Annotated in this window: 21 protein-coding genes; 14 read left to right on the forward strand and 7 right to left on the reverse strand. The window is 71.8% G+C overall.

All coding sequences use genetic code 11. The annotated features are described in order from the left end of the window. Position 1: 1 nt before the first annotated feature. Complete coding sequence (gene mutM / locus KME79_RS06685; protein WP_219543718.1) at positions 2-847, forward strand: bifunctional DNA-formamidopyrimidine glycosylase/DNA-(apurinic or apyrimidinic site) lyase; 846 nt, start codon at positions 2-4, stop codon at positions 845-847. On the opposite strand, the gene KME79_RS06690 is transcribed toward mutM, so the two are convergent. Continuing rightward, on the reverse strand, positions 795-1,985 hold the full coding sequence (locus tag KME79_RS06690) for an MFS transporter (protein WP_219543719.1): 1,191 nt from the start codon (positions 1,983-1,985) through the stop codon (positions 795-797). The genes mutM and KME79_RS06690 overlap by 53 nt on opposite strands. A gap of 91 nt (positions 1,986-2,076) precedes the next feature. Here KME79_RS06690 and KME79_RS06695 point away from each other — a divergent pair, with 91 nt between their 5' ends. The 6 genes from KME79_RS06695 (at position 2,077) to KME79_RS06720 (ending at position 10,882) form a co-directional block, all read left to right on the forward strand. Beyond that, positions 2,077-2,979, forward strand: coding sequence for a LysR family transcriptional regulator (locus tag KME79_RS06695; protein ID WP_219543720.1), 903 nt, complete (start codon positions 2,077-2,079; stop codon positions 2,977-2,979). 64 nt (positions 2,980-3,043) lie between these two features. After that, positions 3,044-3,319, forward strand: coding sequence for an acylphosphatase (locus KME79_RS06700; protein WP_148029525.1), 276 nt, complete (start codon positions 3,044-3,046; stop codon positions 3,317-3,319). 192 nt (positions 3,320-3,511) lie between these two features. Continuing rightward, entirely contained in the window at positions 3,512-3,706 is a 195-nt protein-coding gene (locus KME79_RS06705) for a hypothetical protein (RefSeq protein ID WP_055505123.1), read from the forward strand. Between the two features lie 201 nt (positions 3,707-3,907). Beyond that, positions 3,908-7,699 (forward strand): SMC hinge domain-related protein, encoded by a 3,792-nt coding sequence (locus KME79_RS06710; protein WP_219543721.1) that lies wholly within the window; start codon positions 3,908-3,910, stop codon positions 7,697-7,699. 53 nt (positions 7,700-7,752) lie between these two features. Beyond that, entirely contained in the window at positions 7,753-8,922 is a 1,170-nt protein-coding gene (gene ftsY, locus KME79_RS06715; RefSeq protein WP_219543722.1) for a signal recognition particle-docking protein FtsY, read from the forward strand. Positions 8,923-9,289: 367 nt separating this feature from the next. Next, positions 9,290-10,882, forward strand: coding sequence for a tetratricopeptide repeat protein (locus tag KME79_RS06720; protein WP_219543723.1), 1,593 nt, complete (start codon positions 9,290-9,292; stop codon positions 10,880-10,882). On the opposite strand, the gene KME79_RS06725 is transcribed toward KME79_RS06720, so the two are convergent. Then, complete coding sequence (locus KME79_RS06725; protein ID WP_148029529.1) at positions 10,879-11,952, reverse strand: PLP-dependent cysteine synthase family protein; 1,074 nt, start codon at positions 11,950-11,952, stop codon at positions 10,879-10,881. The two genes, KME79_RS06720 and KME79_RS06725, sit on opposite strands and share 4 nt — an antisense overlap. A gap of 245 nt (positions 11,953-12,197) precedes the next feature. On the opposite strand from KME79_RS06725, the gene KME79_RS06730 reads away from it, so the two are divergent. After that, the gene (locus KME79_RS06730; protein WP_187280970.1) at positions 12,198-12,782 is read left to right on the forward strand and encodes a sigma-70 family RNA polymerase sigma factor; all 585 of its coding nucleotides are present in this window, start codon (positions 12,198-12,200) and stop codon (positions 12,780-12,782) included. 21 nt (positions 12,783-12,803) lie between these two features. On the opposite strand, the gene KME79_RS46175 is transcribed toward KME79_RS06730, so the two are convergent. Continuing rightward, entirely contained in the window at positions 12,804-13,637 is an 834-nt protein-coding gene (locus KME79_RS46175; RefSeq protein ID WP_219543724.1) for a DMT family transporter, read from the reverse strand. 93 nt (positions 13,638-13,730) lie between these two features. Here KME79_RS46175 and KME79_RS06740 point away from each other — a divergent pair, with 93 nt between their 5' ends. From KME79_RS06740 to KME79_RS06755, 4 genes are all read left to right on the forward strand, one after another. After that, entirely contained in the window at positions 13,731-14,306 is a 576-nt protein-coding gene (locus tag KME79_RS06740; protein ID WP_219543725.1) for a helix-turn-helix domain-containing protein, read from the forward strand. Between the two features lie 93 nt (positions 14,307-14,399). Beyond that, positions 14,400-14,705: a hypothetical protein gene (locus tag KME79_RS06745; RefSeq protein WP_219543726.1), complete on the forward strand. Its 306-nt coding sequence runs from the start codon at positions 14,400-14,402 to the stop codon at positions 14,703-14,705. 30 nt (positions 14,706-14,735) lie between these two features. After that, the gene (locus tag KME79_RS06750) at positions 14,736-15,527 is read left to right on the forward strand and encodes a polysaccharide deacetylase family protein (RefSeq protein ID WP_219543727.1); all 792 of its coding nucleotides are present in this window, start codon (positions 14,736-14,738) and stop codon (positions 15,525-15,527) included. Positions 15,528-15,557: 30 nt separating this feature from the next. After that, a complete protein-coding gene (locus KME79_RS06755) occupies positions 15,558-16,211 on the forward strand; it encodes a DUF2461 domain-containing protein (RefSeq protein ID WP_148029535.1) in 654 nt (217 codons plus the stop codon). Here the strand turns inward: KME79_RS06755 and KME79_RS06760 are convergent, their stop codons facing one another. Then, the gene (locus tag KME79_RS06760; protein ID WP_219543728.1) at positions 16,212-18,737 is read right to left on the reverse strand and encodes a hypothetical protein; all 2,526 of its coding nucleotides are present in this window, start codon (positions 18,735-18,737) and stop codon (positions 16,212-16,214) included. 320 nt (positions 18,738-19,057) lie between these two features. After that, on the reverse strand, positions 19,058-20,908 hold the full coding sequence (typA, locus tag KME79_RS06765) for a translational GTPase TypA (protein WP_219543729.1): 1,851 nt from the start codon (positions 20,906-20,908) through the stop codon (positions 19,058-19,060). Between the two features lie 178 nt (positions 20,909-21,086). Between typA and KME79_RS06770 the strand changes: the two genes are divergently transcribed. Continuing rightward, a complete protein-coding gene (locus KME79_RS06770; protein WP_219543730.1) occupies positions 21,087-22,292 on the forward strand; it encodes a hypothetical protein in 1,206 nt (401 codons plus the stop codon). An 18-nt stretch (positions 22,293-22,310) separates the two neighbouring features. Here the strand turns inward: KME79_RS06770 and KME79_RS06775 are convergent, their stop codons facing one another. Continuing rightward, positions 22,311-22,961, reverse strand: coding sequence for a TetR/AcrR family transcriptional regulator (locus KME79_RS06775; RefSeq protein ID WP_219543731.1), 651 nt, complete (start codon positions 22,959-22,961; stop codon positions 22,311-22,313). Between the two features lie 79 nt (positions 22,962-23,040). Here KME79_RS06775 and KME79_RS06780 point away from each other — a divergent pair, with 79 nt between their 5' ends. Next, a complete protein-coding gene (locus tag KME79_RS06780; RefSeq protein ID WP_219543732.1) occupies positions 23,041-24,348 on the forward strand; it encodes a GH1 family beta-glucosidase in 1,308 nt (435 codons plus the stop codon). Here KME79_RS06780 and KME79_RS06785 read toward each other — a convergent pair. Continuing rightward, positions 24,337-25,227 (reverse strand): VldE C-terminal domain-containing protein, encoded by an 891-nt coding sequence (locus KME79_RS06785; RefSeq protein WP_219543733.1) that lies wholly within the window; start codon positions 25,225-25,227, stop codon positions 24,337-24,339. The two genes, KME79_RS06780 and KME79_RS06785, sit on opposite strands and share 12 nt — an antisense overlap. Positions 25,228-25,340: the final 113 nt, after the last annotated feature.

Genomic DNA, 25,340 nt, shown 5'->3' on the forward strand with positions numbered 1-25,340 from the left:
GTTGCCGGAGCTGCCCGAGGTCGAGGTCGTCCGCCGCGGCCTGCGACAGTGGGTGATCGGGCGGGAGATCGACTCGACCGAGGTGCTCCATCCCCGGGCGATCAGGCGCCACCTGCCCGGGGCCCTGGAGCTGGCCGCGCGGCTGCGGGGCCGCACGCTGGTGTCGGCCGAGCGGCGCGGCAAGTATCTCTGGCTGCCGCTGTCGGGCGACGAGGACGCGCTGATGGCCCATCTCGGGATGAGCGGCCAGTTGCTCGTGGTGGAGCGGGACGCGCCGCTGGAGAAGCATCTGCGGGTGCGGATCCGCTTCCGTGACGGCGGCCCCGACCTGCGCTTCGTCGACCAGCGGACGTTCGGCCACATCATGGTCAGCCCGCTGGTCGCCGGCGTGCCTGAGCCGATCACGCACATCGCGCCCGATCCGTTCGAGGAGGCCTTCGACGACGCCCGCTTCGCCGCCGGCCTGCGCGGGAAGCGGACCGAGATCAAGCGGGCGCTGCTCGACCAGTCGCTGATCAGCGGCGTCGGCAACATCTACGCCGACGAGGCGCTCTGGCTGGCCCGCCTCCACTGGGCGCGGCCCACCAACACACTGACGCGCCCCAAGATCACTGAGCTGCTGGCGGCGGTCCGTCAGGTCATGGGCGCCGCGCTGCTGCAGGGCGGCACCTCCTTCGACAGCCTCTACGTCAACGTCAACGGCGAGAGCGGCTACTTCGACCGCTCGCTGGAGGTCTACGGGCGGCAGGACCAGCCCTGCTCGCGCTGCGGCACCCCGATCAGGCGCGAGCCGTTCATGAACCGCTCTTCCTATTTCTGCCCCCGATGCCAGCGACGGCCACGCTGACGGCGGCGAGTGCAGCTCCCAGCCACATCACCGCGGCGACGGAGACCCCGTCCGCCACCCGGCCGCCGGCGAACGCGCCGAGCGCGATGGAGACGTTGAAGGCGCAGACGAAGAGCGCGGTGCCGAGCTCGCCGCCGCCCGACCGCATGATCCACAGCTGCAGGGTCACGCCCACGCCGCCGTAACCCACGCCCCACACCACCAGCGCGGCCAGGGGCAGGTCGATCAGCGGCAGCGCCGCGGTGGCGACGGCCATGAGCGCGGCCAGCGTGACGAGCACGGCACTGGGCCTTGCCGCCGCCCGTGCGCCCGCTGCGAAGTTTCCGGCCACGCCCGCGGCGCCGTACAGGAGGAGCGCCGCGCCGACGAAGGCGGGGTCCGCGCCCGCGACCTGCTCCAGGAACGGCCGTACGTAGGTGTAGGCGGCGAAGTGGCCGGACACGATCAGCACGGTCAGGACGAGAACCACCTTGAGCGGCCGTGAGAGCTTCCCTGTGCCACCCGCCGCGGCCCCGGACGGGCGGGGCTTGGTGGGCGGTTCGCCGGGCAGCGGCGGGAGCGTCGCGGCCAGCAGGGCGACCAGGGCAAGCGCGGCCACCCCCAGGGCGGCGAACGCCGCTCTCCAGTCCGCGAACGAGGAGAGGAACGCTGCCGCCGGCACGCCCAGCACGGACGCCACGGACACGCCCGACAGGATGATCGACGTGGCCCGGCCGACGAACCGGTCCGGCACCAGCCGCGGCCCGAGAGCGGCCGCGAAGGCCCAGAACCCGCCGATGCTCACTCCCGTCAGCACCCGGGCGGCCAGCATGAACGGATAGTCCTGGGCCAGCGCGCCCGCCAGGTTGGCGACCCCCAGCAGGGCCATCAGCCCCAGCAGCGTGACGCGCCGGTCCAGCCGCCGGGTGGTGATCGCCAGCACGGGCGCCGCGACGGCGGCGACCAGGCCGGGCGCGGTCATCATCAGGCCGGCGGTGCCGTCGGACACACCCAGGCTGGACCCGATCGACGTCAACAGGCCGACGGGCAGCATCTCGCTGGTCACGAGGATGAAGGTGCCCGCCGCCAAGGAGGTCACGGCGAGCCACCGCGCCCGGTCGGCGGCGGATTCGGAGGCGGGCTCAACGGTCGTCGTCATGCCGCTCAGACTCGCCGCCGGCCCGTCCCGGGAACAATGACGAAGGCCGAAGGCTTGGTTGAGTCAGGTTAAGCGATCAGCGGAGGATGGGATGGAGTTCAGAGAGCTGGAGTGCTTCGTCGTGCTCAGCGAGGAGCTGCATTTCGCCCGTACGGCGGAGCGTCTCTACCTGTCGCCGGGCCGGGTGAGCCAGCTCATGCGCTCGCTCGAGAGCCGGATCGGCGCCAGGCTGTTCCACCGGACCAGCAGGCGGGTGCGCCTCACGCCTCTCGGCGAGCGTTTCCTGTCCGATCTGCGGCCCGCCTACGACGGTCTGGCGAGCGCGGTGGGCCGGGCGAAGGCGGCCGCCCGGGAGGTCACCGGCGTGCTCAGGGTGGGGTTCCTGGCCAGTCCCACAGACGTCGTCACGGGCAGCGTGCGGGCTTTCGAGAGCCGCCATCCCGGGTGCGAGGTCGAGTTGGTGGAGATCCCGCTCTCCGACCCGTTCGGGAGGCTACGGGAGGGGCGGATCGATCTCGCGTTCACGCTGCTGCCGGTGGACGAGCCTGACCTGGCCACGGGTGAGGCCCTGAACCGGGTCTCCTACGAGCTCGGCGTCTCCGTCCGTCATCCGTGGGCAGGGCGGGCCGGGATCGACGCGGAGGAACTGGCCGGCATCCGCCTGATCGGGCTCGACGGCCCCGCGCCCCGCGCCTGGCTGGAGCGGATCACGCCCTCCCTGACCCCGCGCGGGCGGATGATCCCCAAGGCGGGTACGGTGTCCACGGGTCAGGAGGGGCTGACCCAGGTGGCGCTCGGCCGGGGTGGCATGCTGTTCTGCGCGCCGACGGCCGCTCACCACCGGCGCCCCGACGTGAGTTTCGTGCCCGTCACCGGGCTGCCTCCGTCGATACTCGGGCTGGCCTGGGTCAAGGAGGCGGAAACAGCGGTGATCCGGGCGTTCGGCGCCGCGGCGGCCGGGCAAGCGGCGGTGGCCGGGCCGATGGTGGCTTGACGGCCCGGCGCGGGAGGAGCCGCGGGAGACGCGGCTGAGGACACTGGTGGAGACAGCGGGTGATATGGACGACGTGCGGCTGACGGCCTGGGTGCGGGGGCGGGTGCAGGGAGTCGGGTTCCGCTGGTGGACCAGAGCCAGGGCGCTGGAGCTCGGCCTGGCAGGATGGGCCAGGAACACCGACGACGGCCGGGTGGAGGTCGTGGCCGAAGGGCCGCGCGACGCCTGCGTCAAGCTCCTGGAGCTGCTCCGAGGTTGCGACACGCCGGGAAGAGTCGATGGAGTAGTGGAACGTTGGAGCGAACCCCGAGGTAGTTTGGGCGGTTTTGTGGAGAGGTAGGCGGTTTCGTTAAACCGCGCAAATAGGGTATAGTTATATGTCGGGAGTGCCTGCGGGTGGGTTCCAACAGTCGCTTCGACTTGACCGCCCACACTGCCGGTGCGACTCTTGTTAGGTACCACGCGCACCCCTCCCGCGGAATAAAGAAGTGCGCGAACCAGTCTGGTCACTCAGCGTGGAGGACCCTTTACCATGGCGAAGGCTCTACTCGGCCACGTCGGCGGTCCTGACCCTCGTATGGTCTCGGAGATGCGCCGCCTGCAGCAGCGCATCCGTGACCTGGAGGCAGAACTCATCCGACTCCAGGCCCAGAATGACGCTCTTGCGGCGCAAACCCGCGATGAGGCGCTCAGTCGCATGCAGGAGCGCGAGCCGGCACTCACCTGAGAGTGATCGGAGCGCAAGATCCAGGGACGTCTCGGAGAGGCGTCCCTCGTTATTTGGTCTAATTCGACACAAGTTCTGATTCGAGACAGTTTCGTACCTTCTCGACAGGGATCCGGCTGGTCTCGACTGCACCCGCGAGCGACGGGCAGTCGGGACCAGTAGTCTTTCCCGGAGTCCGTCCAGGGAGAAGGGGGTCCGCGCTTGTATTTGAAGACCCTCACGCTGCGCGGATTCAAGTCCTTCGCCTCCGCGACCGCCCTGCGTTTCGAGCCCGGCATCACCTGTGTGGTCGGTCCCAACGGCTCCGGCAAGTCCAACGTCGTCGACGCCCTCGCCTGGGTGATGGGCGAGCACAGCGCCAAGTCGCTGCGCGGCGGCAAGATGGAGGACGTCATCTTCGCCGGCACCTCGTCCAGGCCGCCGCTCGGCCGCGCCGAGGTCACGCTCACCATCGACAACACCGACGGCGCGCTGCCCATCGACTACACCGAGGTGACGATCAGCCGGCTGATGTTCCGGTCCGGGCAGAGCGAGTACGCGATCAACGGCGACACCTGCCGGCTGCTCGACATCCAGGAGTTGCTGTCCGACTCCGGCATCGGCCGCGAGATGCACGTCATCGTCGGCCAGGGCCAGCTCGACGCCGTGCTGCACGCCGGGCCCGAAGACCGGCGGGCGTTCATCGAAGAGGCCGCGGGCGTGCTGAAGCACCGCAAGCGCAAGGAGAAGGCGCTGCGCAAGCTCGACGCGATGCAGGCCAACCTGACCCGCGTCCAGGACCTCGCCACCGAGCTGCGCCGCCAGCTCAAGCCCCTGGGCCGCCAGGCCGAGATCGCCCGCAAGGCCGCCGTCATCCAGGCCGACCTGCGCGACGCCCGGCTGCGGCTGCTCGCCGACGACGTCTGCACGCTGCGGGCCAGGCTGGAGCGCGAGGCCGCCGACGAGGCCGCGGTGCTGACCAGGCGCTCCCAGGTGGAGACCGCGCTGGCCGAGGCCCAGGAGCGCGAGACCGCGCTCGACGCGGCCGAGGCCGAGACCCAGCCGCGCCTGGCCGCCGCCCAGGAGACCTTTTTCCGGCTGTCCTCCCTGCGCGAGCGCATCTCCGGCCTGGAGCAGCTCGCCGCCGAACGCCACCGCCACGCGCTCGACGCCGCCGCCATCGAGCGCCGCGGCCGCGACCCCGAAGACCTCGAACGCGAGGCGGCCGAGGTCCGCGAGCGCGAGCTGATCCTGCGCGCCGAGCTGGAGCAGGCCCAGGAGCTGCTGGAGGAGGCGGTTCAGCAGCGGTCCGACGCCGAGGCCGAGCTGGCTGCCGAGGAGCGCCGGCTGGCGATGGCCGCCAGGGCCGCCGCCGACCGCCGCGAGGGCCTGGCCAAGCTGCGCGGCCAGGTCGACTCCGTACGGAGCCGGACACGGGCCGCCGAGGAGGAGATCGGGCGGCTGGAGCGGTCGGTGGCCGGGGCCGTCGAGCGCGAGCGGCTGGCCCGCGAGGAGCTGGAGGCGCAGCGGCTGGAGCAGCCGGAGATCGATCCGGCGCTGGCCGAGGAGCTGGCCACCGCCCAGGAGCGGGTCGAGCAGGCCAGGGCGGCCGCAGAAGAGGCGCGGGCCGCCGTCATGGGCGCCGAGGCCGCGCTGGAGGGCCCGCGAGCGGCGCTCAGGGCCGCGCGAGCGGCCGTCGGCACGGCGAGGTCCGCCGACCAGGAGGCCCAGCAGGCCGTGGCGGCGCTGCGCGCCCGGCGCGACGCCCTGGAGCTGGGCCTGGCCAAGGGCGACGGGGGCGCGGCCCTGCTGGAGACCGACCTGGCGGGCGTGCTCGGCCCGCTGGCGGCGGTCATGCAGGTCACCCCCGGTGCGGAGCCGGCCGTCGCGGCGGCGCTCGGGCCGGTCGCCGAGTCCATCGCCGTCAAGTCGGTCGCCACCGCGGTGAACGCCCTGGAGCTGCTGCGCGTCAAGGACGCCGGCCAGGCCACCCTCCTGGTGGCGGCCCAGGACGACACGCACTCCGTCCGTGCGAGCGCCGTGGCGCCCTCCGCGACCGGGGAGAACGGCGGTGCCGGGCCAGGCGGTTCCGAGGTGCTTTCCGCGTATCCGGAGAGCGGCGAAGGCGTGGGTGACGGTGGGGCGGGGGAGGCGCCGGGTGGGGGGCGGTGGGCGGCTCAGCTCGTCACCGTGCCCGCGCATCTGCGGGCGGCGCTGGACCGGGTGCTGGCGGGGGTCGTGGTGGTGGCCGACCTCGAGACCGCGCGCCGGGTGGCCGAGGAGCATCCGGGGCTGCGGGCCGTCACGACGGGCGGCGACCTGGTGGGGGCGCACGTCGCCGCCGGCGGGTCCGAGGGCGGCACGTCCGTGCTGCAGGTCAGGGCGGCGCTCGACGACGCCGTCGCGGACCTGGAGGACGCCGGGACACGCGCGGGCGAGACGGCCGCGGGGCTGGAGGAGGCGGTCGCGGCCGAGCACGCCGCCCAGGCGGCTCTGGAGGCCGCGCAGGGCGCGGTGAGCGAGGCGCAGTCCGCCGCCGGCGCCGCCCAGGGGCAGGCGAACGCGGCCCAGGGCATGCTCGACCAGGTCAGGGCCCGCCAACGGGAGGCCGACCAGGCCACCGCGGCGGTCGCCAGGCGGCTGGCCCAGCTGGAGGCCGCCGCCCAGGCCGCCCGCGACGAGGCCGAGCGCCTCGGCCGGAGCGTCGCCGCCGCGCAGGAGGCCCGCGCCGAGGGCCTGGAGGAGCTGTCCGAGCTGGAGATCCGGCTCGCGGAGGCCGAATACGCGCAGGAGCTGGAGAGCGAGCCGACCACCGACCGGCGCGACGAGCTCGCCACGGTGTCCGAGACCGCCCGCCGGCGCGAGATGGAGAGCCGCCTGCAGGTCCGCACCGCCGAGGAACGCGTCAAGGGCATGGAGGGCCGCGCCGACGGCCTGCTGCGGGCGGCGCAGCGCGAACGCCAGGAACGCGCCCAGGCGGCCGCTCAGCGCGCCAGGAGGCGTGAGCAGGCGGCGGTCGCCCAGGCCGTCAGCGCGGGCGCCAAGAGGGTCCTGACAGCCCTGGCCGGCTCCGTCGGGCTGGCCGCCCGCGAGCGCGACGAGGCCGAGCTGGCCAGGGTGGCCGTCGACGCCGAGCTGAAGCAGGTCCGCCTGCGCGTCCGCGAGCTGGGCCAGGAGCTCGACAAGCTGGTCAACCGCGTCCACGGCAACGAGGTGGCCCGCACCGAGCAGCGCATGCGCCTGGAGCAGCTGGAGCGGCGGGCGATGGACGAGTTCGGGGTGGAGTCGGAGGCCCTGGTCGCCGAGTACGGCCCCGCCGCTCCGGTGCCGGGCGACCCGCCCGTCCCGTACGTGCGCGAGGAGCAGGAGAAGCGGGCCCGCACCGCCGAGCGGCAGATGAACCAGCTCGGCAAGGTCAACCCGCTGGCCCTGGAGGAGTTCGCGGCGCTGGAGGAGCGCCACGCCTTCCTCAACTCCCAGCTGGAGGACCTGAAGAAGACCCGGCGCGACCTGCTGACCGTGGTCAAGGAGGTCGACGAGCGGGTGGAGCTGATGTTCGCCTCCGCCTACGAGGACGTGGCGCGCGAGTTCGAGCAGATCTTCACCCGGGTGTTCCCCGGCGGCGAGGGCCGGCTGGTGCTCACCGAGCCCGGCGACATGCTCACCACCGGCATCGAGGTCGAGGCCAGGCCGCCGGGCAAGAAGGTCAAGCGGCTGTCGCTGCTGTCGGGCGGCGAGCGGTCGCTGACGGCGGTGGCGTTCCTGATCTCGATCTTCAAGGCGCGGCCGTCTCCGTTCTACGTGATGGACGAGGTCGAGGCCGCGCTCGACGACACCAACACCCAGCGGCTGCTGAAGCTCTTCGAGGAGCTGCGGCAGAGCTCGCAGCTGATCGTCATCACCCACAACAAGCGCACGATGGAGATAGCCGACGCGCTCTACGGCGTGTCGATGCGCGGTGACGGTGTGACACAGGTGGTCAGCCAGCGCCTGCGGGAGCGAGAGCCCGCCTGATCGGCGCGCCCTTGGTCCTGACCATGCCGGTCCATCTGGAAAACTGACATCTTGTGGATGGTTACCTCGGCGTGATCGTGATCGTGGTCCTTGTCGCCCTCATCGCGGCAGGTGGCCTGTTCCTGCTCTTCCGGCCGGGAGGCAAGGCGGCCCCGCCGCCGCCCCCGGAGGCACCGCCTCTTCCCGAGGAGGAGGAGAAGCGGCCCCCGGCGGAGGAGGCCGAAGGCGCGACCACGACCATTCCGCCGCCGGCCAAGCCCGCCGAGCCGATGGTCAAGGCGCCCGAGCTGGAGGTGCCGCCGCCGTCGGCCGGCCGGATGGTGCGGCTGCGCTCCCGGCTGGCCAAGTCGCAGAGCGCGCTCGGCCGCGGCCTGCTGGAGCTGCTGTCCCGCGACCGCCTCGACGACGAGGTGTGGGACGAGATCGAGGAGCGGCTGATCACGGCCGACGTCGGCGTCGCGCCGACCCAGACCATGGTCGAGGAGCTGCGCACCAAGGTCAAGGTGCTCGGCAGCCGCAGCCCTCAGGAGGTCCGCGAGCTGCTGCGCGAGCAGCTGCTCATCCAGATCAACCCCGACCTCGACCGCGGCCTCCACATCGCCAAGCACGGTGAGCGGCCGGCGGTGGTGCTGGTCGTGGGCGTCAACGGCACCGGCAAGACCACGACCACCGGCAAGCTGGCCCGCTCGCTGGTCGGCGACGGCAAGAAGGTCGTGCTCGGCGCGGCCGACACCTTCCGCGCCGCGGCCGCCGACCAGCTGCAGACCTGGGGCGACCGGGTGGGGGCCGACGTGGTGCGCGGCCCCGAGGGCGGCGACCCGGCCTCGGTGGCGTTCGACGCGACCGCCAGGGGCATGGAGGAGAAGGCCGACGTGGTGATCGTCGACACGGCCGGCCGCCTCCACACCAAGACCGGCCTGATGGACGAGCTGGGCAAGGTCAAGCGGGTCATCGAGAAGAAGGCGACCGTCGACGAGGTGCTGCTCGTCCTCGACGCGACCACGGGCCAGAACGGCATGCGCCAGGCCCAGGTGTTCGCCGAGGTGGTCAACATCACCGGCATCGCGCTGACCAAGCTCGACGGCACGGCCAAGGGCGGCATCGTGATCTCCGTCCAACGGGAGCTGGGCGTCCCGGTCAAGCTGGTGGGTCTGGGCGAGGGGCCGGACGATCTGGCGCCGTTCGACCCCGAGGTGTTCGTGGAGGCCATCCTTGGCGACTAAAAGGTCACTGATTAGGAAATAATCCTTTTCACGTTAGCCCTTGTCGTCCGACGGAAGCCGTGTTGATATTGGACGATCTGTCTGTCATTGATCGGGAAAGGCCGAACATGAAGAAGGTCGTGGTCCATAAGCCGGGGACCGTCAAATTGGCCGGGGCGGCGACGCCGAAGCACGCCGCCTGACCTCCTCCATGGCAGAGGGCGCGGCGCCAGCGGACGGGGGCGCCGCTCCCGCTTTTCTCGCGATCCGGTTTTTCGGACCGTGATTGCGGTGTTTTCTGCTCGCCAGGGGAGCGACGATTCTGAGAAGGATCATTTTCGACGCCCATCGTGGTCTCCGGGGCCCTTACACCTTCGGAGCCGCGCTCATGCACGCGCTCGTCCCCGAGGCGGGGGACGAGCTGATCGCCGCCTACGACATCGAGATCAGGACGGTGGCGCCCGCGCTGCGCGACCGGGTGCCCGCCCGGCGGGTGACGCTGGCCGACCGGCTGCCCCAGGGTGAGCGCATCCTGGTGCCCGCGCCGCTGCGCACGCTGCGGCTGGCGAACGGGCTGGCGGAGTTCGTCCGCGGTCATCTGACGGCCGCGGGGCCGATGGAGCTGCGGGTCGCCAACACCGCGCACGCCGACCCCACCGACCTCCAGCTGCTGGACGTGCTCGAACGGCGGGTACCCGGCCTGGCGATCGTCCGCGAGCCGTCCGGGCCCTCGCACCCGGCTCCCTCGTACGCGCTCGGGCCCGAGCTGGACCGATACCGCAACGAGGGCTTCCACCACGCGATGGCCGAGGCCGGGGCGGCGCTGCTGCCCACGCTGCCGGAAGGCGGCGCGAAGTGGTGGACGCTCGCGCACCGGGCCGCCACCGCGCTGGCCGCGCTCGACCGCGAGGACGAGGCGCGCGAGCTGCTCGACCGCGGCCGGCGGGCGAGCACCGACCCCAAGAACCTCGCGACCGCCGCGTACGCGACCGCGATGCTGCTGGTCAGGCACCACGACCCCGGTCGGCGGGACCCTGAGGAGGCGCTGGCCTGGATCAACCAGGCCGTCGCGCTCACCTCGTTGCTGCCCGACCGGCGCGAGCGGGCGTTCCACCTGGGATTCGACCTGAACGGCAAGGCGCTCGTGCAGGTCCGCCTGGGCCGCGCCGGCGAGGCGATGCGGCTCGTCCAGGAGGCCATCGACCTGGGCGAGCGCGACCTCGCGCCGGGCCATCCGATCCACCGGCTGGTGCTGCGGGCCAACCGGGCGCAGCTGCTGGCCGTGCTCGGCGACCCGGAGGCGGCCCTGGCCGATCTGGACGCCGCCGTCGCGGCCGATCCCGGCTATCCCGACTACTACGTGGACCGGGGCAACCTGCGGTACCGGCTGGGGCGGCTGGACGAGGCGGAGGCCGACTACGAGAGCGCCATGCGGGCCGGGCCGCCCTTCCCCGAGCCGTACTACAACCGCTCGGAGGTGCGGTACGCGCGCGGCGACCTGGCGGGCGCGCTGGCCGACCTGGACCACGCGGTCGAGCTGGATCCCGGCTTCACCGACGCGTACGTGAACCGGGCCGGGCTGCTGGTGGCCATGGACGAGTTCGACCGGGCCAAGGCGGACGTCGAGCGGGATCCGGGCAACCCGTTCCTGCTCAGCGTGCTGGGGCAGATCGAGACGGCGCAGGGCAACCTGGTGGGCGCGCGCAAGGCGTTCGACTCGGCGCTGGAACGGGCGCCGGAGCTGGCCGCGGCCTGGGCCGGGCGTGGAGCGCTGGCGTTCGAGGAGGGCGACGCGCACGCGGCGGTGGCCGACCTGACCAGGGCGGTCGAGCTGGAGGACGGGGCCGAGGTGCGGTTCAACCGGGCCTACGCGCTGCGCTCGCTCGGCGACCTGGAGGCGGCGCGCGCCGACCTCCGGCACGCCGCCGCCCTGGCTCCGGAGGACGACCAGATCGGCGAGGCCCTGGCCGAGCTCGCCTAGGAGGGCAGGAAGGCGCGCAAGTCGGCGAGGTGGGGCTCGATGTCGAGGCCCTGGCCGGCCAGCCAGGCGGGGTTGCCGTAGGTGCCGCGGTAGCGGTCGCCGCTGTCGCAGATCAGCGTGACGATGCTGCCGCGCTCCCCGGCGCCGCGCATCTCCTTGATCAGCTCCACGCAGGCGGCGACGTTGGTGCCGGTCGAGCCGCCCACGTCGCGGCCGGTGACCTCACGCACCCAGTGCATGGCGGCGATCGAGCGGGCGTCGGGCACCGCGATCATGCGGTCGATCACCGTCGGCAGGAACGACGGCTCGACCCGCGGCCGGCCGATGCCCTCGATCCGCGAACCCGGGGCGGTGACCTCGGGGTCGCCGGAGACCCAGCCGGGGTAGAAGGCCGAGCCCTCCACGTCGGCGACGGCCAGGCGGGTCGGGTAGCGGCGGTAGCGGATGAAGCGGCCGATCGTCGCGCTGGTGCCGCCGGTGCCGGCGCCGACCACGATCCAGGTGGGTTCGGGGTGCGGCTCCATGAGCATCTGGTCGAAGATCGACTCGGCGATGTTGTTGTTGCCCCGCCAGTCGGTCGCCCGTTCGGCGTAGGTGAACTGGTCCATGAAGTGGCCGCCGGTCTCGGCCGCGAGCCGGCGGGACTCCTCGTAGATCGCGCCCGGATCGCCGACCAGGTGGCACTTGCCGCCGTAGAACTCGATCAGGTGGATCTTCTCGGGCGAGGTGGCGGCCGGCATGACCGCGATGAACGGCAGCCCGAGCAGCCGGGCGAAGTAGGCCTCGCTGACCGCGGTCGAACCGCTGGACGCCTCCACGATCGTGGTCGTGGGGCCGATCCACCCGTTGGCCAGGCCGTACAGGAAAAGAGACCGGGCGAGCCGGTGTTTGAGTGAACCGGTGGGGTGCACCGACTCGTCTTTCAGGTAGAGGTTTACCTCCCACTCCGAGGGAAGCGGGAACACGTGCAGGTGCGTATCACAACTCCGGTTGGCGTCGGCCTCCACCTTGCGGACGGCCTCGGCCACCCATTGGCGTGTCGCCGGAGCGTGGCGGTCCACGAAATCCATGCCCATACGCTATCCCATGTGATTCCCGCCACATTTTCCACGAAATTGAGCGGATGATGTTATGATTATGAAACTTGTCCAGCCGTGGACGTGATGTCGCACGCCGCGAGCACAGGGACTGTTCACCTCTCTGACCAGCGCGGAACCCCTAACGCGGCCCTTACGCGGGGCCTGCGACGATGGAACCGCTGTCAGTCGGCTGGTGCCGAACGGGGGATAGCGCAAGGGGGAATGATTTGATCACGATGACCGAAGAGCAGCGTCAAGACTGGTTCGAGCGCGATGTCGTGCCCGTGACGTCGCAGCTGTTCGCGTCCGCCATGCGTCTGACCCGTAACACCGCCGATGCCGAGGACCTGGTGCAGGAGACCGTGGCCAAGGCCTTCACGTCCTACCACCAGTTCCGTGAGGGCACCAACCTCAAGGCCTGGCTGCACCGGATCCTCACCAACAACTTCATCAACGACTACCGCAAGAAGCAGCGTTCGCCCAAGCTGTCGGCCGCCGAGGACATCGAGGACTGGCAGCTGCACGCCGCCGAGTCCCACACCTCGACCGGGCTGCGCTCGGCCGAGACCGAGGCGCTCGACCGGCTGCCCGACAGCGTGGTGATGAACGCGCTGCGCTCGCTGCCCGAGGACTTCCGGGTGGCGGTCTACCTCGCCGACGTCGAGGGGTTCGCCTACAAGGAGATCGCCGAGCGGATGGGCACGCCCATCGGCACCGTGATGTCCCGCCTGCACCGGGGGCGCAGGCAGTTGCGCGGCATGCTGGAGGAGTACGCCCGGGAGGAGGGCGCGGTCCGCGAGGCCGCGCCGAGCGCGGCCTGAGGTCGCGGAGCCGCCCGCGTGCTACGCGACGGCTATGAGCGCCACCGCGCCCAGTGCGCATGCCACGCCGGCGAGCTGGATCGCGTGCAGCCGCTCGCCGAGCACCCGCCTGGCCAGCAGCAGCGTGCTGGCCGGGTAGAGAGAGACCAGCACCGCCACGAGGCTCAGCATGCCCTGTCGCTGGGCCAGCAGGTAGAGCACGTTGGCGGCCATGTCGAGGACCCCTGCGGCGACGATGACTCCCAGCGAGCCGGACGCCGGCTTCAGCGCCCGCCGGGTGGCCAGCGCGAGCAGGAGCACCAGACTGATGGACGAGACCCGGGCGCCGGCCAGCGGCCAGAGCCCGGACTCCGCCGAGGCCATGGCGAGCAGGATGAAGAAGCCGCCGAACCCCGCGCCGGCGGCCAGCGCCGTGAGCACCGAACTCGCCGACCCGCTCGCGCTCCCGGACCGGTCCTGGCTGATGAGGAGCACCGCGCCCAGCCCGAGCGCCACCCCGAGCAGCGCCGTGGCCTCGGGACGCTCCCCCTGGAGGAGCCCGAACCCGACGGGCAGCGCCGCGGAGGTCACGGCGGTGGTCGGCGCCACCACGGACATCACGCCGGTGGCCAGCGACCGGTAGAACAGCACCAGGCCGGCGGCGCCCGACAGCCCGGCGCCGAGCCCCCAGAGCACGGCCCGGCCGTCGAAGGCGCCGGGCAGCGCGGGCAGCAGGGCCAGGATCAGTGCGAGCCCGGCCAACTGGGAGAGCGCGACCACGGCGAGCACCCGCGATCGTCGGGTGGCCAGGCCGCCGAAGAAGTCGGCCGTGCCGTAGACCACCGCGCTGGCGGTCGCGAGGATCACCGCGATCACGTTTCACCATCCCCTTGGTTCAATATATTGCACTCCTAGTACACCACACAGAGTGCACTGTGGTGCAAACTCTTTCCACTACACTGCACAAGGGTGGAGAACACCGAGCTGATCACCCAGGCCATCGCCAGCAACGTGCGCGCCCAGCGGGCCCATCGCGGGCTCACCCTGGACGCGCTGGCCGCCCGGTCCGGCGTCAGCCGGGGCATGCTCGTCCAGGTCGAGCAGGGGAGGACCAACCCGAGCGTGTCGACACTCACCCGGATCGCCTCCGCCCTCGGCGTGACCGTCGCCCGGCTGGTCGAGGTCGGCGACGTCCCGGTGGTCCGCATCGTCGGCAAGGCCGACGCGGTCACCTTCGACCAGGGCGACGTGCGGGCCAGGCTGCTGGTCGGCGCCGACTCGCCGATGATCCTGGAGCTGTGGGACTGGCGGCTGGCGCCCGGCGAACACCACGACGGCGACCCGCACCCGGCGGGCACCAGGGAGATGCTGACCGTGCTGCGGGGCGAGCTGACCCTGACCGTCTACGGCAAGAGCCACGTGATCGGCACCGACGACGCGGTGCTCTTCACCGCCGACAGGGCGCATCGCTACGCCAACGAAGGCGACGGCGAGCTGCGGTTCATCATGGTCGTGGCGGAGCCGCGCGAGGTGGCGGACCACTGACGCCGACTCCCGGCTGTGAAACTTCTTGACGACTGTGAGCTGTAGGTGGGTACACCTCTTCGTGTGCGACGGACCGTCGGCAGGGGGTAATGGGTGAGTGAGTCCCGCGCGGTGACGGAGAAGCTCCGAGCGGAGCTGCACGGCCTGGGCGTGACCACCTCGTACGAGATCGGCGACGGTGTGACCCTCTCCGTCTGGATCGGGCTCGTCGTGCGCTACCGGGACGGGTTCTACCGTTGGCGGGAAGGCCCGGTGAAACGCCGCCATCTCGGTACCGATCCGGCCGGATGTGCCCTAAGAGTGGCGCGTCGCTCCAAGGAGTTGCAGGCTGATATCCCATCATGGTGGGAAGAGCTGGTCAGGGACTCGCGGGGGCGGCCTGCCGGCGACTATCCGTGATGCCCCCGTTGGCGTGCCACCGGGGGGAACATGCGCGCGTGGGGGGTGGCGCCGGTCTTGGTGCTGGCGGCGGTGACGGGATGCGCGGCCCAGCCGCCCGCACGGGTGCCCCTCGCCGCGCCGGAGCGCCCCGCTGCCTCCGCCGACCCGGAGGCGCTGGCCAGGCGGCTGACCTCGATGCAGCGCGACTGGCCCGCCCGCCCCACCGAGTGCGGCCGGTGCGTGGCACTCACCTTCGACGACGGGCCGGGCGCCGACACCGGCAGGCTGCTCCGGGTGCTGCGCGAGCACGACGCGCGGGCCACGTTCTTCGTGGTCGGCCAGATGGTGGCCGCTCCCGGCGGGGCCGCCCTCCTGCGCCGCATCACCGGCGAGGGGCACGAGCTCGGCAACCACTCGTGGACCCACACCGAGCTCACCACCCTGCCGCGCCGGCTGATCGCCCAGGAGCTCCAGCGCACCGGCGACCTGGTGCGCTCGGTGACCGGGGTGCGCATGCACCTGATGCGGCCGCCGTACGGGTCCACCGACCGCACCGTCGCCGAGGAGTCCCGGCGGCGCGGGCTGGCGCAGATCCTGTGGAACGTCGACACCCACGACTGGCGCGACCGGGTGCCCGCCGTCGTGGCCAAGCGCGCGGTCCGGGCCGGGCCCGGCTCGGTGGTGCTGCTGCACGACATCCACCGCACCACCGTCGACGCGGTCCCGCGGATCATCGAGACGCTCACCCGCAAGGGCTACCGGCTGGTGACGGTGAGCGAGCTGTACGAGAAGCCGCCGGAGCCGGGCCGGCGCTACCTCGCGGCGGAGCCGAAGCCGTGACCGCGGGCCCGGCATGGCAGGCTGGGCGCCATGGGTTTCACCGGCATCCCGGACGAGGCGTTCCTGTTCTACGAAGGGCTTGAGGCGGACAACTCCAAGACCTATTTCTCCCGCCACAAGCACCTGTACGAGGAAGCGGTGCGGGCTCCGATGCTGGCCCTGGCCGACGAGCTGGCCGAGGAGTTCGGCGACGCCAAGCTCTTCCGCCCGTACCGTGACGTCCGCTACGCCAAGGACAAGTCGCCGTACAAGACCCATCAGGGCGTCTTCGTCGACCTGATGCCCGGCATCGGGTTCTACGCCGAGGTCAGCGCGGCCGGCGTCCAGGCCGCGGGCGGCCTGTTCTCGCAGGCGCCCGACCAGGTGGCCCGCTTCCGCGCGGCCGTCGACCACGACGAGACCGGCAAGCCGCTGGAGACCGTGGTGGCCGCGCTCGACGCCGCCGGCTACGAGCGCGGCGGCGAGCGGCTCAAGACCCGGCCGCGCGGCGTGCCGGAGGACCATCCGCGTCTCGACCTGTTGCGCCACAGGTCGCTCTACGCGAGCCGCCGGTTCGAGCCGGAGCCGTGGGTGCACACCGCGCGGGCCGCCGACCGGGTGCGCGCCTGCTGGCGCGACTTCCGGCCGCTGATCGAGTGGCTCTGCGCGCACGTACGGGGGAGCGAGCTGCCGCGCAGGCCCTGATCAGGGCTGCTGGGAGGTCTCGTCTCCCCTGAGGATGCGGTCGACGGTCTGGCCCGCGGCCGAGGTGGCGGCGGTGGTGACCGCCGCGATCACGATGGCCAGCAGCGGCGTCGCGAGGCTGCGCAGGCTGCGGACGTTGCGCACCCTGGCCCACGGCTCGCCGGCCAGGTGCATGATCCGCCACTCCCAGTAGAGGCCGAGCCCGATCGAGACCAGCGCCACCTTGCCCACGATGATGGCCACCACCTGCACCTTGTCCATCGCGCCCAGGTCGGGCTCGGCGAGGGCCGACAGGTAGCCGGACAGCTCGGTGGCCAGCGCGGCGGCCATCAGGTGGAGCGCCTTCGTCATCGGCTGGGTGCCGCGGACGCGCGGGTAGAAGTAGCCGAACAGGAAGCCGAACGCGGGCAGCGCGATCACCGAGCGGGCCTCGAACACGAAGCTGCTCAGATCGGCCCCGGCGGGCACCCCGAACACGATGAGGAACGGCAGGCTCAGCAGCAGGCTGACGACGAACCCGCAGACGCCGTTGTGCCAGGGGGAGCAGCCCGCGGCGGTGGCGAAGGCGGTCTCGGGGTGGCCGCCGTGCCGGCGCAGCGCCGCGTCGAGTCCGTCGCGCTGCCTGCCGAACTCCTCCATGGACAGCTCGCCGGTGCCGATGCGGCCCCGGCCGGCGCGGTAGAGCTCCTGCTCGGAGGCCAGCAGCAGCCGCCGGTGCAGCGCGGACCTGATCAGCTCGCGGTGCTCCTCCTGGTCGCCCGGCTCGACGACCGACGGGTGCGGATGGGTCAGCAGCCAGCGCGCCGTCACCCAGGCGATGAGCGCGGTGATCGAGAGCATCGGCAGCGGCACGTTGATGTCGCCCAGCGTGGCGCTGCCCTGCGGGGCCAGGTAGGCCACCATCAGGCAGATGATCATCGTGGCCTCGGCGGCGGAGCTCCGCGTCGCGTCCAGGGCCGAGCCGAGCCGCCTGAGCCGGAGCACCAGCAGCAGGAACCCGAGCAGCAGCAGTCCCATCACCCCGCGCACCGCCGGGGTCAGCTCCAGCTCGCCGATGTGGGGCACGACCTGGCCAGGCACCTCGCGGCTCCACGAGCCCGCGTCGAGCCACTCGCTCGGCCAGCCCTGCACCATCAGGCTCACCACGACGGCGACCACGGCCGCGCCACGCGTCCACTGCTTGATGGCCACGGCGACGGCGGCCACCGGGATCAGCGCCCAGCAGAACGCCAGCAGCAGCCGGACGCTGTCGGGCGGGTAGACCTGGGTGGCCAGCGCCTTGCCCCACAGGGCCAGGGCCAGCAGCGCGACCGCGGAGCCGGCCGCGAAGGCGGCCAGCCGCACGACCACGATCCGCACCCCGAGGTCGGCGCTGAGCACCACCGCGGACCCGGCGGCCGCGACCGCGGCGACACCCGACCCGGTGAGCAGCGTGTCGCCGGGGAGCTGCCCGTAGCGGTAGGACCACGACAGCATGCCGACCGCCAGCAGGACGCCCACCCCGGTCGCGCCGAGCGCGTCACGGGGCGTCCACTGCGGCCCGGTCGGCAGCACCTGGACCGCGTGGCGCAGCGCGAGCAGCGGCAGCCCGCCGAACAGCATCACGTACGCGGGCAGCGTGAACTCCTCCGCCACGGCCGGCAGCAGCACCACCGGCACGGCCAGGGCCAGCCCGGCGGCCAGCTCCCGGTTGGCCGTCCGCTGCCACCACTCGCCGCCGAGCGCGCGCAGCAGCAGCGCCGCCAGCACGACCGCGGTGAGCACGCCGAGCGCGGTCGCCCAGGAGAAGTCGTCCTCCTCCCGCACGTCGGGGAAGCCGTAGGAGCCCTGCGCGAGCGTGACGCTCACGGGGTAGACGCCGACGGTGAACTCCAGCCGCTGCCGCTCCTCCCGGTCGGGCTCGATCGAGGCCGCCCGCAGCACGGTCCACTCGCCGGGCCGCAGGGTCACCTTCCGGTGGACGACCAGCAGCGGCCGGGCGGTGGGGGCGTTGAAGTCGACGCGCATGAGCTCTTCAGGACGCACCTGCCGCAGCAGCGTCACGGTGAAGCGCACGGTGGTGCGGCCGTCCTCGGTGGTGAGCAGGGGCGGCAGCCGGGAGGCCGGGGCCAGCACGGTGCCGTTGACCTTGACGGCGCCGAACCCGTCGTCGGTGAAGCGCCGCATGCCGCGCGGGAACTCGGCCCCCTGGCGGAGCGTGCCGGCCAGGCTGTCGGTGGAGTCCATCAGCATCCGGTGCACGATCGTCACCTTCACCTGACGCCGGCGCTCGTCCAGCCGCCCCTCGGGCACGCCGGCCAGGTCGGCGGCGCTCGCCGGGGCGATGGTCACCTCGGTGAACGCCTCGCGGTCACGCTCGACGCCGGGCTCGGCGCGGGTGGCGGGGAGGTTCCACGAGTCGGCCTCCAGCATCGAGGGCGGGACCGCAGCCGGAGGCACGGGCTCGGCGGCCATGGTGCACCAGATGATGGCGCCCATCGATATGACGGCCAGCCCGAACCCGGCAACAGCTCGGAGCCTCTCCACAGTCTGGATGATTCACTCGCCCGGCCGATTGTTCTCGCTGATGGGGTAACGGTGTGATTACATTGCTCCGGTCTTGACATCTTCTGTCTATTTCCGGAGCGTAAAAGCCCGCCAATCCCTTGAATTCCCCTTCTCCAGGTACGGCACACCTCACTAGAGAGGTAAGCGGAAATGCGTGATTCCGCATCGTAGCCTCCGACCAGGGAACCTGTGCTCCGCTCCCGGATTCCCGAATCGCCGCCCGGAGAAATGACTACGGGCCACTCCGCCGTACCGGAGAAACAATCTCCACACGGTGGGGTGACCCGGAGTAAGGACGGTCAGGCGCGCTTGGCGCGGGCCGCGGCGCGGCCCCGCGTGGCGGCGTCGAGAATCACCTTGCGGATGCGCACCGCGTCGGGAGTGATCTCCACGCACTCGTCCTCGCGGATGAATTCCAGCGCCTGCTCCAGCGAGAGCACGCGCGGCGGGATCACCTTCTCCGTCTCCTCCGCGGTGGAGGAGCGCATGTTGGTGAGCTTCTTCTCCTTGGTGATGTTGACGTCCATGTCGTCGGAACGGGAATTCTCGCCGACGACCATGCCCTCGTAGACCTCGGTGCCGGGCGAGACGAACAGGGCGCCGCGCTCCTGGAGGTTGAGCATCGCGAACGCGGTGACGGGCCCGGAGCGGTCGGCCACCAGCGAGCCGCTGCCGCGCGTGCGCAGCTCCCCGAACCAGGGTTCGTACGCCTCGAACACGTGGTGCACCAGGCCGGTGCCGCGGGTCTCGGTGAGGAACTCGGTGCGGAAGCCGATCAGCCCGCGCGCCGGGACCACGAACTCCATCCGGATCCAGCCGGTGCCGTGGTTGGTCATGTGTTCCATGCGGCCCTTGCGCACCGCCAGGAGCTGGGTGACGGCGCCGAGGTAGTCCTCAGGGCAGTCGACCGTGAGCCGCTCCACCGGCTCGTGCACCTTGCCGTCGATCTCCTTGGTGACCACCTGGGGCTTGCCGACCGTCAGCTCGTAGCCCTCGCGGCGCATCTGCTCCACCAGGATGGCCAGCGCCAGCTCGCCGCGGCCCTGCACCTCCCACGAGTCGGGCCGCTCGGTGGGCAGCACGCGCAGCGACACGTTGCCGACCAGCTCCCTGTCGAGGCGGTCCTTCACCATGCGGGCGGTGACCTTGGCGCCCTTGACCTTGCCGACCAGCGGCGAGGTGTTGGTGCCGATCGTCATCGAGATGGCGGGCTCGTCGACGGTGATGAGCGGCAGCGGGCGCGGGTCGTCGGGGTCGGCCAGCGTCTCGCCGATCATGATGTCGGGGATGCCGGAGATGGCGATGATGTCGCCCGGGCCGGCCTCCTCGGCGGGCTTGCGCTCCAGCGCGTCGGTCATCAGCAGCTCGGTGATCTTCACCCGCTGGATGCTGCCGTCGGTGCGGCACCAGGCGACCTGCTGGCCTTTGGTCAGCCGGCCCTGGTGGATCCGGCACAGCGCGATGCGGCCGAGGTAGGACGAGGCGTCGAGGTTGGTGACGTGCGCCTGCAGCGGCGCGCTGGGGTCGTAGGTCGGGGCCGGGATCGTCGACTTGATGATGTCGAACAGCGGCTCCAGGTCGGCCGACGCGGGCATGGTGCCGTCGCCGGGACGCTCCAGCGAGGCGCGGCCCGCCTTCGCCGAGGCGTAGACGATCGGGAAGTCGATCTGGTCGTCGGTCGCGTCGAGGTCCATGAACAGCTCGTAGACCTCGTCGACCACCTCGGCGATGCGCGAGTCGGGCCGGTCGACCTTGTTGATGCACAGGATGACGGGCATCTTGGCCGACAGCGCCTTGCGCAGCACGAAGCGGGTCTGCGGCAGCGGGCCCTCGGAGGCGTCGACCAGCAGCACCACGCCGTCGACCATGGACAGGCCGCGCTCGACCTCGCCGCCGAAGTCGGCGTGTCCGGGGGTGTCGATGATGTTGATGGTCATGCCGCCGTGGCGCACCGCGGTGTTCTTGGCGAGAATGGTGATGCCCTTCTCGCGCTCGAGGTCGTTGGAGTCCATGACCCGGTCATCGACGTCCTGGTTGGCGCGGAACGCCCCGGACTGCCAGAGCATGGCGTCGACGAGCGTGGTCTTGCCATGGTCGACGTGCGCGATGATCGCGATGTTCCTCAGGTCGTCGCGGCTGTTCAAAGGCATGATGAGTTCTCGCTCTGTATTGATGGGGCCGGCCGCGCGATCTCGCGACCTTATAAGTCTAGTTGATCCCCTCTGGTGACACGCGCGGACTGGAGAGGCCGCTTCCCTGAGGTGCTGACCTAGGGAAGGTGCCACACTGTGACGTCAGAGTGATCCTCCCGCCACAGATGGTGACCACATGCCGCAGTTCTTCGCCGGCGCGCCGACGGACGACGTCGAGCGGCTGTGCCGGCTGCTCGACGGGATCCCGCTCGCGCTGGAGCTGGCCGCCGGGTGCGCGCTGAGCCCCGGGCGGATCGCCGACCGGCTCGGCGGGCGCCACGGTCTGCTGCCCGCCTCCGCCGACGGGGCCGGCAAGGTGCTGGCCGTGGTGCGGCTCGGGCACGAGCTGCTGGCGCCCCGCGAGCGGGTGCTGCTGCGCAGACTGGCGGTGTTCGCCGGGGCGTTCGACGCGCCGCTGGCGGGAGCCGTGTGCGGCGACGGCGGGATCCTGCGGCGGGCCGAGGTGCCCCGGCTGCTCGACCGGCTCGTGGCCGCGCGATTGGTGACGGGGTCGTACGCGCTGCGCGGGGTGGTCAAGGAGTACGCGGCCGAGCGCCTGCGGGAGGCGGGCGAGCATGACCTGCTGCGCGACCGGCACCTGAGGGCGGTCCGCGAGGCGTACGAGGAGTGTCATGAGGGGGCGTCACTGGCGCGGCGGCAGCCGTGGCCGGAGCGGGTGCGCCACCTGCGCAGGGCGCGAGCACTCGGGGCGGAGTGCCGTGCCGCCCTGGGGCGGGCGGTGGAGCGCGGGGAGGCGGCGTGCGGGCTGCGGCTGGTCAGGGCCGCGATGGCGATGGGGGTGTCCTGCCCGGACGACGCGCTGGAGCGGCTGCCGGCGCTCGGGGCGCCGGGGGAACTGGCCGACTCCGCGAAGGTGCTGCTGGGGTGCGCGCGCGGCGCGGTGGAGCCTGTCGTGGCGGGGGTGGACGGGCTGCGGGCGCGGGGCTACTCGTACTGGCTGGGGGTGGGTTACAACGCGGCGGTGCGGGTCTGCTTCGCGAACGGGCGGTGCGGGCTCGGCCGGCGCTACCTGGGCGAGCTGGAGGCCGCGGCGGCGGCCGACGACGACCTGGTGGCGCTGGCGGGGGCGCGGATGGCGCGGGGCGACCTGGCGCTGCTGGCCGGTGAGGTGCACGAGGCACGCCGCCACGCGGGTGCCGCGCTGACGCTGGCGCGGGAAGCCGGTGACCCGCGCGCGATCGTCGCCGCGCTCCGCCGCCTCGCGGCCGTCGCCGACACGGTGGGCGACCACGACGAGGCGGCCCGCCACCGCGCGGGCACCCTGCCGATCCTGCGCGCCATAGGGGAGGAACCGCCGCACAACATCCTGTCCCAGGCTTGAGCGGGCGAACCAGGCGCCTCAGGGCAGATGGGCGGAGAGATATCCGTGGGCCAGTCGCTTGCACTCGGCGATCAGGTCGGGGTCGCCGTCGGGGTCGACCCGGAAGGCCAGCTTGAGTACGGCGTCGGCGGCCTCGACCGTGACCAGGACCGCGCGGTCGAACGCCGGCCCGGCCGGGGCGTCGAGCAGGTCGACGGTGATGGCGCGCAGGCGGTCGGCCACGATCGCGTTGTTCTCCAGGGCGGTGTCGAGCATCCGGTTGGTGCCCTCGATGGCGGGGCCGCCGGGGGCGCGCAGGATCTCGCCGAAGTCGACCACCGCGAACCCCGGGGTGGTCCGCTTCATGGCCACGAACTCGTCGATCGCCAGGTCGACCAGGTCGGTCCAGTGGCCGAGGTCGGCGGCGGTGATGCGCTCCTTGATGCGCTCGGTGACGCGGCCGAGGAACGCTTCGAGGTTGCGCAGGGCCAGCGCCCGCACCAGCCCCTGCTTGTCGGGGAAGAACTGGTAGAAGGTGCCGATGGGCACCTCGGCGCGGCGGGCGACCTCCTTGGTGGTCAGCGACTCGTAGCCGATCTCGTCGAGCAGGAACGCGCACTCGTCGAGCATCCGCTCCACCCGTTCCAGGCTGCGGCGCTGGGCCGGCCTGCGACGCAAGGTACTCGTCATGTCCCCATCCTGGCGCATTACCCGCAGGTAGCGGGCGTCTCGGTTAACATGAGCCGGACTCAAGCAGAGGGAGCCGGGCATGTTCCTGTGGGGTACGGCGACGGCCGCTTACCAGATCGAAGGCGCCGCGGACGAGGGCGGCCGGGGGCCGTCCGTCTGGGACACGTTCTCCCGCGAGCCCGGCCGCACCAGGGGCGGCCACACCGGTGACGTCGCCTGCGACCACTACCACCGCTGGCCGGAGGACGTCGCGCTGATGGCGGGGCTCGGGGTGAACGCCTACCGCTTCTCGCTCTCCTGGTCCCGGATCCAGCCGTCCGGGAGCGGGCCGGTCAACGCCGAGGGCCTGGACTTCTACGACCGGCTGGTGGACGCGCTGCTGGCGGAGGGCATCACGCCGGTGCCGACGCTGTTCCACTGGGACCTGCCGCAGGCGCTGGAGGACGGCGGCGGCTGGCTCGCCCGCGACACGGCGCACCGCTTCGCCGAGTACGCCGCGCTGGCCGCCGGGCGGCTGGCCGACCGGGTGCGGATGTGGATCACGCTCAACGAGCCGTTCGTGCACATGGCGTACGGATACGCGATGGGGATCCACGCCCCCGGACGCGCCCTGATGCTGGACGCGCTGCCCGTCGCGCACCACCAGTTGCTGGGCCACGGGCTGGCGGCGGGCGCGCTGCGGGCGGCGGGGGCCGAGCAGGTGCTGATCACCAACAACTGCACGCCGGTCTGGCCCGCGTCGGACTCGGAGGCGGACCTGGCGGCGGCGGAGGCGTACGACGTCCTGCACAACCGCCTCTTCAACGACCCGGTACTTCTCGGCAAATACCCAGATTTGTCGGCGTACGGGGTGACAAACCTGGACTTCGTGTACGACGGGGACCTCGACGTCATCGCGACCCCGCTGGACGGCATCGGGATCAACTACTACAACCCCACCCGGATCGCCGCACCCTCCTCCGAGGGGCTGCCGTGGGAGGACGCCGGGATCTCCGGCTACCCGACCACCGCGTTCGGCTGGCCGGTGGTGCCGGACGGGCTGCGGGAGCTGCTCGTACGGCTGAAGGACCGGTACGGCGATCGGTTGCCGCCCGTGTACGTCACCGAGAACGGCTGCTCCCAGGAGGACGTGCCGGGGCCGGACGGCGTGGTCGACGACCGGGGCCGGATCGCGTTCCTGGAGCAGCACATCGAGGCGATGCGCCGGGCCGGGCGGGAGGGGGTGGACGTGCGGGGATACTTCGTCTGGTCGCTGCTGGACAACTTCGAGTGGGCGGAGGGCTACCACCAGCGGTTCGGCCTGGTGCACGTCGACTTCCCCACCCAGAGACGCACCCCGAAGGCGTCCTACGCCTGGCTGAGGGACTTCCTGTCGTCAGAACACTGAGACGTGCACGTGGTCGTAGTGGTTGGCGGTGGCCCCGCCGCGGTCGGACATGGGGTCCCAGCCGCCGCCCGACCTGATGTCGTAGTAGCGCTGCTTCCAGATGATGTACATCACGCCCAGCCGGTCGCCGTTGCGGATGAGCCACTCCGCCAGGGCGTCGCCGCGGTCGGCCTCGCCGCCGCTGGCCATGCCGCGGGAGATCATGAAGTCGCAGGCCCGGCCCTTGCCGTGTTCGCCGGGGTCACCGGGGCGCAGGCAGCCGACCCCGTACGGCATCGGGAAGTTCTGCATGACCTCGGCGCGCACGTTGACCATGCGCTGGGTCAGGCCGCCGGCGCTGCCGGGCTGCTGGAAGCCGTACTTGGCGAGCAGCTTGTCGAGGTCGCGGCGCTTGCTCTGGAGGGTCTTGATCTCCTTCTGGAGCTTCTTGATCGTGGTGTTGGCCCGCAGCTTGGCCTTCTGGGCGTCCTTGATGAGCCTCTCGACGCCCGCGACCCGGTTGGCCCGCTCCTCGATCATGTGGGTCATGTTGGCCGCCTGGCCGAGCGCCTTGTAGGGGTCGATCTCCGTGCCGAAGAGCCGGGTGGTGTCGAGCGGGCCGAGGATGTAGGAGGTCTCGGCCAGCGCGGCCAGGTCGGACTGGGCCTCCGCCAGGCGCCTCTGCAGTGAGCCGGAGGTGTCGACGGCCTTCTTGGCCTGGATGCGGATCTCCTCCAGGCTCTGGATCGAGCCGCGGTAGCGCTCGTTGAGCTGGGAGGCCTGCTTGGTGAGCTTGCGCAGCTCCGCAGGGCTGGGGTCGGCGGCGGCCGGCCGCCCGGAGGGGAGCGCGAGCAGCCCGGCGAGGACGATGGCGAACACGGCCACGCGCCCGGCTTTCACGCCCGTCCTCCCCTCGTAGACGACCGAAACTATAGAAGATGATCTTGAAAGCTGTCATCTTAACGGCTCAACTCGCGACCGTTTAGTGAGGATTGTCCTGGCTGTCTGGAATA

Source organism: Nonomuraea harbinensis, assembly GCF_019396385.1.
Taxonomy (GTDB): domain Bacteria; phylum Actinomycetota; class Actinomycetes; order Streptosporangiales; family Streptosporangiaceae; genus Nonomuraea; species Nonomuraea ferruginea.

What these genes read in the sequence shown, in the direction of transcription:
- KME79_RS06705 (WP_055505123.1), top strand. Translation starts at nt 3,512, where the DNA reads ATGGCGAAGGCTCTACTCGGCCACGTCGGCGGTCCTGACCCTCGTATG.
- KME79_RS06690 (WP_219543719.1), bottom strand. Translation starts at nt 1,985, where the DNA reads ATGACGACGACCGTTGAGCCCGCCTCCGAATCCGCCGCCGACCGGGCG.
- KME79_RS06750 (WP_219543727.1), top strand. Translation starts at nt 14,736, where the DNA reads ATGCGCGCGTGGGGGGTGGCGCCGGTCTTGGTGCTGGCGGCGGTGACG.
- KME79_RS06695 (WP_219543720.1), top strand. Translation starts at nt 2,077, where the DNA reads ATGGAGTTCAGAGAGCTGGAGTGCTTCGTCGTGCTCAGCGAGGAGCTG.
- KME79_RS06755 (WP_148029535.1), top strand. Translation starts at nt 15,558, where the DNA reads ATGGGTTTCACCGGCATCCCGGACGAGGCGTTCCTGTTCTACGAAGGG.
- KME79_RS06725 (WP_148029529.1), bottom strand. Translation starts at nt 11,952, where the DNA reads ATGGATTTCGTGGACCGCCACGCTCCGGCGACACGCCAATGGGTGGCC.
- KME79_RS06770 (WP_219543730.1), top strand. Translation starts at nt 21,087, where the DNA reads ATGCCGCAGTTCTTCGCCGGCGCGCCGACGGACGACGTCGAGCGGCTG.
- KME79_RS06775 (WP_219543731.1), bottom strand. Translation starts at nt 22,961, where the DNA reads ATGACGAGTACCTTGCGTCGCAGGCCGGCCCAGCGCCGCAGCCTGGAA.
- typA (WP_219543729.1), bottom strand. Translation starts at nt 20,908, where the DNA reads ATGCCTTTGAACAGCCGCGACGACCTGAGGAACATCGCGATCATCGCG.
- KME79_RS06700 (WP_148029525.1), top strand. Translation starts at nt 3,044, where the DNA reads ATGGACGACGTGCGGCTGACGGCCTGGGTGCGGGGGCGGGTGCAGGGA.
- KME79_RS06780 (WP_219543732.1), top strand. Translation starts at nt 23,041, where the DNA reads ATGTTCCTGTGGGGTACGGCGACGGCCGCTTACCAGATCGAAGGCGCC.
- KME79_RS06730 (WP_187280970.1), top strand. Translation starts at nt 12,198, where the DNA reads ATGACCGAAGAGCAGCGTCAAGACTGGTTCGAGCGCGATGTCGTGCCC.
- KME79_RS06720 (WP_219543723.1), top strand. Translation starts at nt 9,290, where the DNA reads ATGCACGCGCTCGTCCCCGAGGCGGGGGACGAGCTGATCGCCGCCTAC.